The following is an 8,312-nucleotide window of genomic DNA, read 5'->3' as shown; positions in this document are numbered from 1 at the left end:
CGAACAACGGCATGCTGTCGCCCATTGACTATGAGATCAGACAGCAAAAACTGAACGAGGCAGGTGTCTAGGAAATCAGGGGCACCTCAAGCTGAGAACAATCGCCGCGTAAAAGAACCACGGACCGAGCTCAGCGCTTATCCGAGACCAATCCTCGAGCCGAGTTTTTCAACAGCATCTCCACACTGCGGTTCCTTAAAAATAGCTCGGCAGTCTGTCGGTGGCGAATATCGGCTTCGGTCAGCCCCTCCCGTTTCCACAGCCGTTCGACACGGCCATCGCTGACCCGCCAGCCAGCGTCTCTCGGCAAAGCCGCGACAGAACAGTGGCCGTATTCCAAAGGGGGACTGACGGGTGGTCTGACTATGCCGAATTCAAGCTATGTATTAGATAAATAAATGAATTTATAAAAAAGATGGTGCTGCTGGAGAGAATTGAACTCTCGACCTCTCCCTTACCAAGGGAGTGCTCTACCTCTGAGCTACAGCAGCGCCGGGCACCTTTGCGGTGTGGGCGGCTGATTAGACGCAATCGGCGACTCGTGCAAGCGCAATCTGGACCCTTTTTTGCCCCTGCGTTAGAGAGAGGTCATGGAGCGCAAGACATCCCCCGACAAAAAGCCCGGCGCGGATCGGGACGCGCGTCTCAAGGCGGCGCTGAAGGCCAATCTGGCGCGGCGCAAGGCGCAGGCGCGCGCGCGGGCCGAGACCGGGCCGCGGGACGAGGCGCAAGAGCAGGACAAGGACCAGAACTGAATGGATTCGATCGTAGTCACCGGCGGCAACGCCCTGAAGGGCCGGATCCCGATCGCGGGGGCCAAGAACGCCTGCCTGACGCTGATGCCGGCCACGCTGCTTAGTGAAGAGCCGCTGACGCTGACCAATGCGCCGCGGCTGTCGGACATCCGCACCATGACGACCCTGCTGCAATCGCTGGGGGCCGAGGTGCAGGGGCTGCAGGAGGGGCAGGTGCTGGCCATGTCGAGCCATGCCCTCGACAACCACACCGCCGATTACGACATCGTGCGCAAGATGCGGGCGTCGATCCTGGTGCTCGGCCCGCTCTTGGCGCGTGACGGGCATGCGGTGGTGTCGCTGCCTGGGGGCTGCGCCATCGGGGCGCGGCCGGTCGATCTGCATCTGCGCGCGCTCGAGGCGATGGGGGCCGAGCTCGATCTGCGTGACGGCTATGTGCATGCCAAGGCCCCGTCGGGCGGGCTGCGCGGCGGCACGGTGGATTTCCCGCTGGTGTCGGTGGGTGCCACGGAAAACGCGCTGATGGCGGCGACGCTCGCCAAAGGCACGACCGTCATCAACAACGCCGCGCGCGAGCCCGAGATCGTCGATCTGGCCGAGTGCCTGCGCAAGATGGGCGCGCAGATCGAGGGCGACGGGACCCCGACCATCACGGTTGAGGGTGTCGACCGGCTGGGTGGCGCGACACACCGGGTCGTGACCGACCGGATCGAGCTGGGCACCTACATGCTGGCCCCGGCCATCTGCGGCGGCGAGGTCGAATGCCTGGGCGGCGAGATCCGGTTGCTGGAGGCCTTTTGCGAAAAGCTGGACGAGGCGGGGATCTCGGTGGAAGAGACCGACGACGGGCTGAAAGTGGCGCGCAGGAACGGCCGCGTAAAGGCCGTCGACGTCACGACCGAACCCTTCCCCGGCTTTCCCACCGATCTGCAGGCGCAGATGATGGCGCTTTTGTGCACCGCCGAGGGCAAGTCGGTGCTGGAAGAGAAGATATTCGAGAACCGCTTCATGCATGCGCCGGAACTGATGCGCATGGGGGCGCAGATCGACGTGCATGGCGGCACGGCCACGGTGTCAGGGGTCGACAAGCTGAAAGGCGCGCCGGTGATGGCGACCGATCTGCGGGCCTCGGTGTCGCTGATCCTTGCCGGGCTCGCGGCCGAGGGTGAGACCGTGGTCAGCCGGGTCTATCACCTCGACCGGGGCTATGAGCATGTGGTGCGCAAGCTGTCCGGCGTGGGCGCGCAGATCGAACGGGTGAGCGGATCATGACCCAGGACGCGCGGTTCGAGGACGGGGCCGAGCGGCCCTTGCAGCTGGTGGCGATGGACCCGGACGATCTGTCGGTGCTCTCGGCGCTGGTGCAGGACGCGGTCTTTCCGATCACCGAAATGACCTGGTCCGCGCGCAAACGGCGGCTGGGGTTCCTGGTGAATCGTATGCGCTGGGAAGATGCGCCCAACGCCGAAGCGCGGGGGCGCAGGCCCGAGCGGGTGCAATCGCTCCTGGTGATCGAGAACGTGCTGGGCGTGGCCAGCCAGGGGGTGGACCGCTCCGACAAGGACACGATCCTTTCGGTGCTCAGCCTGACCTTCGAGCCGGGCGAGGATGCCGAAGGCTATGTGGTGCTGACGCTGGCGGGCGACGGGGCAATCCGCGCCCAGGTCGAGGCGCTCGAGGTCGCTTTGCGCGATGTGACGCGGCCCTATGCAGCGGTGTCGGGCAAGGCCCCTCGGCATCCGGATTAGGATTGAGCGCCGCTCGTAAAAAACACGTATAGAGAGACTGAGGTTCCTGTGCTACCCTGCGGATCCGCTTGCCCGCGCCATGCCGCACGGCAAGCGGAATTTGCGTGAAGTTACGATTTTTGCCTTTTTTTTCAATTCTTTGATTGCACAAGGAAATCTAATGACCTCAGCTCCCAACACAACGCCCGCGCCCGGATGGGTGGGCGGCTTTGCCCAGTCGAACCCGGCCTTCGCCTATCCCGACCCGGACCTGTCCTCGCTGCCGATGCTGGACAACATGGCCAATATCGACAAGCTCGACCGGTGCCAGGATGTGCTCTGGCCGGAATTCAGCTGGCAGACGGTGCCGGGCGACGAAGACACGCGCTGTTATCAGATGTTCGCGCCCGATATCTCGCGCATCGGTTATACGAACGAGGGCCGCGTCTATTCCATCATCTGCCCGCAGCAGGGGGCTTATTCGCCCAGTTTCGGGGTGCTGAACGTCGAGGTCACGGTCACCGGCCAGCGCGGCTGGGTGGACGAGAACACCAAGACCATGGCGGCGGACATGTCCGTTCAGGGCAAGGTCTGGTTCAGCCCCAGCGCCAAGGAAAAGGACTGGTCAAGCTTTTGTGGAAGGCGCTCGACGCCACGGGGCTGCCCTTTCCCGATTGCAAGGCCAACGCCATCGCCATCCAGACCCATCATCGGGGCGAACCGGATCAGCTGATCTTTCCGGTGCGGTCCGGGGTGTCGGATCTCTTCAAGAACCCGGATTTCGCGCTGCATTACGACGTGGCCTGGGACGTCGCCAATGTCGAGGTCGAGATCGGCGGGATCATTCCGCACGACAGCGAGATCGTGAACGATTTCAACGCGATGATCATGGATATCTTCAACCTGGCCAAGGGCAACATCCTGCGGCAGGGCAATCTCTTGTCATGGAACGTCTGGTTCACCGCGCCGCAGGTCGTGGACGGTGAGGAATGGCGCAACCACGCGGAATATTGGCGTCACTCCATCGACACCGACCACGGCAGCCCCGACGGCCCCGGCACCGATCCGCGGCATTTCGACGGCTCTCCGTTCGACGCGGGCGAGAACATCGTGTAATATGAGATGGAGAAGCTTTGGGAATTCCTGAAAAAGCATCACATCAGCCTGCTGGGCTGACCGGCAGGGCTGGGGCGCTCTAGAGGTCGATCTCCAGCACACCCCCCGGTTCCGCGGCGCGGGATTGGCAGAGGATGATGCGGCTCTCGCGCTGGCGGCGCGAGAGCACGAAATCGCGGTGCTCGGCCTCGCCCGAGATCAGCCCGCACTGGCAGACCCCGCAGATGCCGTCGCTGCATTTCACATCCACATGAACCCCGGCGCGCGCCAGCGCATCGGTGGCGGTCTCATCCGCCCCGACCGCGATCTCGCGCCCGTCCTTCAGCCGCAGCGTGAAGGGGTGGTTTTCATATTCCGGCACCTCGGGCACCGAGAAATATTCCAGATGCCGGGCGTCGTCGGGGAAGCCCGCGGCTTCGGCGGCCTCGATCACCGCCTGCATGTAGCGGTCCGGCCCGCAGGTGTAGACATGCCATCCGTCGCGATGCCCGGCCATGACGGCGGCCAGATCGCAGCGCGTGCCTTCGTCCGACACGTGCAGATGCACGTTGTCGGCCCAGGGCATTGCGGCCAGATCGTCCAGAAACCCGGCCCTGGCGCGGTTCGGCACCGAATAACGCAGCGCAAAGGGCCGGTTCAGCGCGTGCAGCCGGTGCGCCATGGCGATCATCGGCGTGATGCCGATGCCCCCGCCCATCAGCAGGCTGAACGCCGCGTCCTCGATCAGCGGGAATTGGTTGATGGGTTTCGAGACGAAGACCTTGCGTCCCGGCGTGAAAATCCGATGCAAAAGCTTCGATCCGCCGCGCCCCATGTCCTCGCGCAGCACGGCAATCTGATAGGTCGAGCGGTCGGCGGGATCGCCCGACATGGAATACTGCCGCAGAAACTCCGGCGCGACCACGATGTCGAGATGCGCACCCGCCTGCCATTCCGGCAGATCGCCGCCATCCGGCGCGCGGAATTCGTATTTCGTGACGCCCTCGGCCATGGCTTCGGCCTTGGTCACCTCGAGCCGGATCACCGGGCTGTCGGCGTCGTTGGTGTAGCGGTGCAGGACAGACGTGTCGCCGGCCGCCAGCCGACGCTGGTATTCCTCGGCGGTGACCAGCGCCTGATAGGCCTCGATCCCCGCCTCGCGGTCCATCGGATAGGGGTAGGGATGCGGATGCGGGGCCAGCGGGGCGGGGTAGACGGCAAGGGTCTGATCCTCGTAGCGCAGGTCGAGGTCCTTTTGCAGCCCGCGCGCGTTCACGGGCTTGTCGGTCGGGCGATAGGCCCCGTCCTCCTGCAGCTCCAGATCCCACCACCATTTTTTGACCGGGTTCAGGCTGCCCCGGTTCGCCGCGTCGTCGAGCCGCGCCAGCAGCGGCGCGGCGCCGGGCATGTGCATCGCCGCCCATCGGAACGGGGCCTCGGCGAACACGCCTTCCAGGTTCCACGGGCAGGTCTTCATACAGCGCCCGCACATCGCCCCGCCTTCGGTGGTGATGCGGTAGGTGGCGCATTTCTGGCTGTCGGATTTCCAGATCTCGTAGCCGTTGAACATCAGCTTGGGCCCGGCGGTGATCGCCCCCGAAGGGCATTCGCGGGCGCATTTGTTGCAGGCCTCGCAAAAGGCCTGCAGGCCAAAGTCGATGGGCCGGTCATGCGCCAGCGGCATGTCGGTGGTCACGACGCCGGATTTCAGCCGCGGTCCCAGGAAGGGGTTCAGGATGACCTCGCCGATGCGGCTGACCTCGCCCAGCCCGCTGAGCAGCAGCAAAGGCGGTTGCAGCACCTCGCCATCCATCACGCTATGCGCCTTGGCCGAATAGCCCATTGCGCGGATCTGCGCCGCGATCACCCCGCCCAAGAGCGAAAACCGCAGGTAGGCGCGCATGGATTGCGCGACGCTGATCCAGTCGTCGCCCGACGCGCCTTCCATCGTCTCGAACCCCTGGTCGACGATCATGCTGATCGCCTGGTCGTGGGGCGGGTCTATGGCTGCGCCGGTGGCGTCGTGGCTGTACCAGGTCCAGTCCGGGCAACGGCTGATCCCCACCGCGTCGACGCCGAGGAAATAGCTTGCCGCCTTGATGTTCGCGGCGGCGCTGGCGGCATCCGTAGGGTGCGCCTTTGGCGCACCGTCCCCGTCCTGCAACAGCACGAACGCCCCGAGCGCCCGGCGCTGCGCCATCGACGGCGCGGCCTTGCGCGCGTAATGCCCGCCCTTCGCGCCCTCCTGCAGCGCCTTGCCCATGTCGCCGAACTGTGCGCGCGCGAACATGTCCGTGCGCTTGGGCACGCGCGGCACGTTGGGCTCGTCGATGAAGGTGGTGGGCCGCTCGACCCGTTTCAGCGTCTCGAATGGATGCGGACCGTCGGCAAAGCGGCGCTTGGCAAAGGGGTCTTGCGTGCGGGCGGATTTGGCCGACGCGGTGCCCAGCCACCACGACGGGCCGCGCAGCGGCGACCACGGCTGTTCGGCCATCGGGCGCAGCGGGCGGTCGTGGGCCATCTCGAGCGGGGTCGACACCGCCGCCACCCCAAAGCGCGGCCCGACCCAGGGTGCGATCAACGCGCCGTCCTCGACCGTCGCCAGCCCCGCCGCGACCGCCAGTTGGTTGAGGTCGAGATCGCTGGAACTGGCCGAATGCGCCTTGGCGTCCCAGCCCAGCAGGCGGATGTAATTGGCGATGACGACGGCGGTCTCGGTGGCGCGCAGCGCCGCGCGCTCGGCCTGGGCGTCGCGGATCCAGTCATAGCCGGGCTCGGACAGGTCGGGATCGCGCGGATATTCGTAAAGAAACACGATGACATGCGCATGGGTGGCGATGGACGAGGGCGGGGCCTCCATCGACTCTCTCAGATCGGCCATGATCATGTCGATCCCCGAGGCCAGCGTCTTGGTCTGCCGGGTCCTCAGATCACGCGCCAGCGCGTCGATCCCGGGATTGAGCACCGGCGCCGCCAGCCGCGACGCGCCGGGCAGGGGGCCGCAGCCCGCCATAGAGGCGTCCGAGAAATAGACGAAGGATTTCAGGTGGTTGGCGCGCTCCTGATGGTCGTCCGGGATGTCCGACCGCCCCTTGTTCACCAGCCCGTCGCGGATCGCATCCATCATCGCCTGATGGCCGGCCATGGCGTTGACGATGCTTTCCGGGTGGTCGGGGCGCTCGAAGCTCAGCGGCCGGAACGGCGGCACCGCGCCCAGGTCGGGCATCGGCCCGCGCCGCAGCCGCTCAAGCGCATAGGGGCCCAGATGCACCGGCCGGTTCCGGTCCGAGAAGAAGCGCAGCGTCATGTCCTGTCCTTTTACCGAAACCATGCGGGATGCGCGGGGCGGGGGCAAGCGGCCTTGGCTTGAGACCGGCGCGCCCGCGCGATAAGAGGCGGGCGAAACGCTGCAAGGATTCTGCCGATGCCTGTCTTCCTGAATGCCGCCGACCCCGGTTTCGAGACCGCCTTCGCCGTGCTGCTGTCGGCCAAGCGCGAGGAAAGCACGGATGTGGACGACGTCGTGGCGGGCATCATCGCGGATGTGCGCGCGCGCGGCGACGCCGCCGTGCTGGAGCTGACAGCGCGGTTCGACCGGCTGACGCTGACCGCCGACCGGCTGCGCTTTACCCCCGACGAGATCGCGGCCGAGGTGGCGCGTGTGCCCGAGGCCGAGCGTCAGGCGCTGGAACAGGCCGCCCAACGCATCCGCGCCTATCACGTGCGCCAGATGCCCGACGACGCCGAATGGACCGACCCCGACGGCGCGACGCTGGGCTGGCGCTGGACGCCGGTCTCGGCGGCGGGCCTTTACGTGCCCGGCGGGCTGGCGAGCTACCCCTCCAGCGTTCTGATGAACGCGGTGCCGGCCAAGGTGGCCGGGGTGCCCCGTCTGGCGATCACGGTTCCGACGCCCGACGGCGTCGTCAACCCGCTGGTCCTGCTGGCGGCGCAGATTGCAGGGGTGGACGAGATCTATCGCATCGGCGGCGCGCAGGCGGTGGCGGCGCTGGCCTACGGCACCGAAACCGTCGCGCCGGTGGACAAGATCACCGGGCCGGGCAACGCATTCGTGGCGGCAGCCAAACGCCGGGTCTTCGGCAAGGTGGGCATCGACATGATCGCCGGGCCGTCCGAGATCCTGGTGATCGCCGATGGCGACAACGATCCCGACTGGATCGCGCTCGACCTTTTGAGCCAGGCCGAACACGACGAAAGCGCGCAATCGATCCTGATCACGACCGATGCCGAATTCGGCGCAAAGGTCGCGCAGGCGGTCGACAAGCGGCTGGAGACGCTGGAACGGCGCAAGATCGCCGGGGCCAGCTGGCGCGACTTCGGCGCAATCGTCACCGTGGGTGACCTGGATCAGGCGGCGGCACTCACCGACCGCATCGCGCCGGAGCACCTGGAGCTCTGCGTCGCCGACCCAGGCGCGCTATCGGAAAAGATCACACATGCGGGCGCGATCTTTCTGGGCCAATGGACGCCCGAGGCCATCGGCGACTATGTCGGGGGGCCCAACCACGTGTTGCCCACCGCGCGGTCGGCGCGGTTTTCCTCGGGCCTCTCGGTGCTGGACTTCCTGAAACGCACCACGCTCGCGCGCATGACGCCCCAAGCCTTGCGCGCCATCGGCCCCGCCGCCGAAACGCTGGCCCGTTCCGAAAGCCTCGAGGCGCATGGGCTGAGCGTCACCGCGCGGCTGGACAAGCTGAACGGCTGACCCCCCTGC

General features: G+C 66.3%; 7 protein-coding genes and 1 tRNA gene. 6 read left to right on the top strand and 2 right to left on the bottom strand.

Annotated elements, in window-relative coordinates; all coding sequences use genetic code 11:
* Window positions 1-416 precede the first annotated feature (416 nt).
* Window positions 417-491 (bottom strand) — tRNA-Thr (locus RXV88_RS17210).
* A gap of 99 nt (window positions 492-590) precedes the next feature.
* On the opposite strand from RXV88_RS17210, the gene RXV88_RS17205 reads away from it, so the two are divergent.
* The 5 genes from RXV88_RS17205 to RXV88_RS17185 all read left to right on the top strand — a co-directional run bounded on the left by RXV88_RS17205 (window position 591) and on the right by RXV88_RS17185 (window position 3,598).
* Window positions 591-755 carry a hypothetical protein gene (locus RXV88_RS17205; protein ID WP_316294728.1) on the top strand — a complete coding sequence of 55 codons (165 nt, stop codon included), beginning with the start codon at window positions 591-593 and terminating at the stop codon, window positions 753-755.
* Window positions 756-2,027 carry a UDP-N-acetylglucosamine 1-carboxyvinyltransferase gene (gene murA / locus RXV88_RS17200; protein WP_316294727.1) on the top strand — a complete coding sequence of 424 codons (1,272 nt, stop codon included), beginning with the start codon at window positions 756-758 and terminating at the stop codon, window positions 2,025-2,027.
* Window positions 2,024-2,503 (top strand): DUF2948 family protein, encoded by a 480-nt coding sequence (locus RXV88_RS17195; RefSeq protein ID WP_316294726.1) that lies wholly within the window; start codon window positions 2,024-2,026, stop codon window positions 2,501-2,503. Before murA ends, RXV88_RS17195 begins: the two co-directional genes overlap by 4 nt.
* Before the next feature lie 160 nt (window positions 2,504-2,663).
* Window positions 2,664-3,215, top strand: a complete 552-nt coding sequence (locus tag RXV88_RS17190; RefSeq protein WP_316294725.1) for a hypothetical protein — start codon at window positions 2,664-2,666, stop codon at window positions 3,213-3,215.
* Window positions 3,116-3,598, top strand: coding sequence for a hypothetical protein (locus RXV88_RS17185; RefSeq protein WP_316294724.1), 483 nt, complete (start codon window positions 3,116-3,118; stop codon window positions 3,596-3,598). Before RXV88_RS17190 ends, RXV88_RS17185 begins: the two co-directional genes overlap by 100 nt.
* Window positions 3,599-3,677: 79 nt before the next feature.
* Here the strand turns inward: RXV88_RS17185 and RXV88_RS17180 are convergent, their stop codons facing one another.
* On the bottom strand, window positions 3,678-6,884 hold the full coding sequence (locus RXV88_RS17180; RefSeq protein WP_316294723.1) for a 4Fe-4S double cluster binding domain-containing protein: 3,207 nt from the start codon (window positions 6,882-6,884) through the stop codon (window positions 3,678-3,680).
* Between the two features lie 117 nt (window positions 6,885-7,001).
* On the opposite strand from RXV88_RS17180, the gene hisD reads away from it, so the two are divergent.
* A complete protein-coding gene (gene hisD, locus RXV88_RS17175) occupies window positions 7,002-8,303 on the top strand; it encodes a histidinol dehydrogenase (protein WP_316294722.1) in 1,302 nt (433 codons plus the stop codon).
* Window positions 8,304-8,312: the final 9 nt, after the last annotated feature.

Origin of the sequence: Aestuariicoccus sp. MJ-SS9 (genome assembly GCF_032586235.1) — a bacterium.
Classification (GTDB): domain Bacteria; phylum Pseudomonadota; class Alphaproteobacteria; order Rhodobacterales; family Rhodobacteraceae; genus Aestuariicoccus.
Note: the sequence above shows the minus strand (reverse complement) of the source record. Positions and strands in the feature narration are given on the sequence as shown.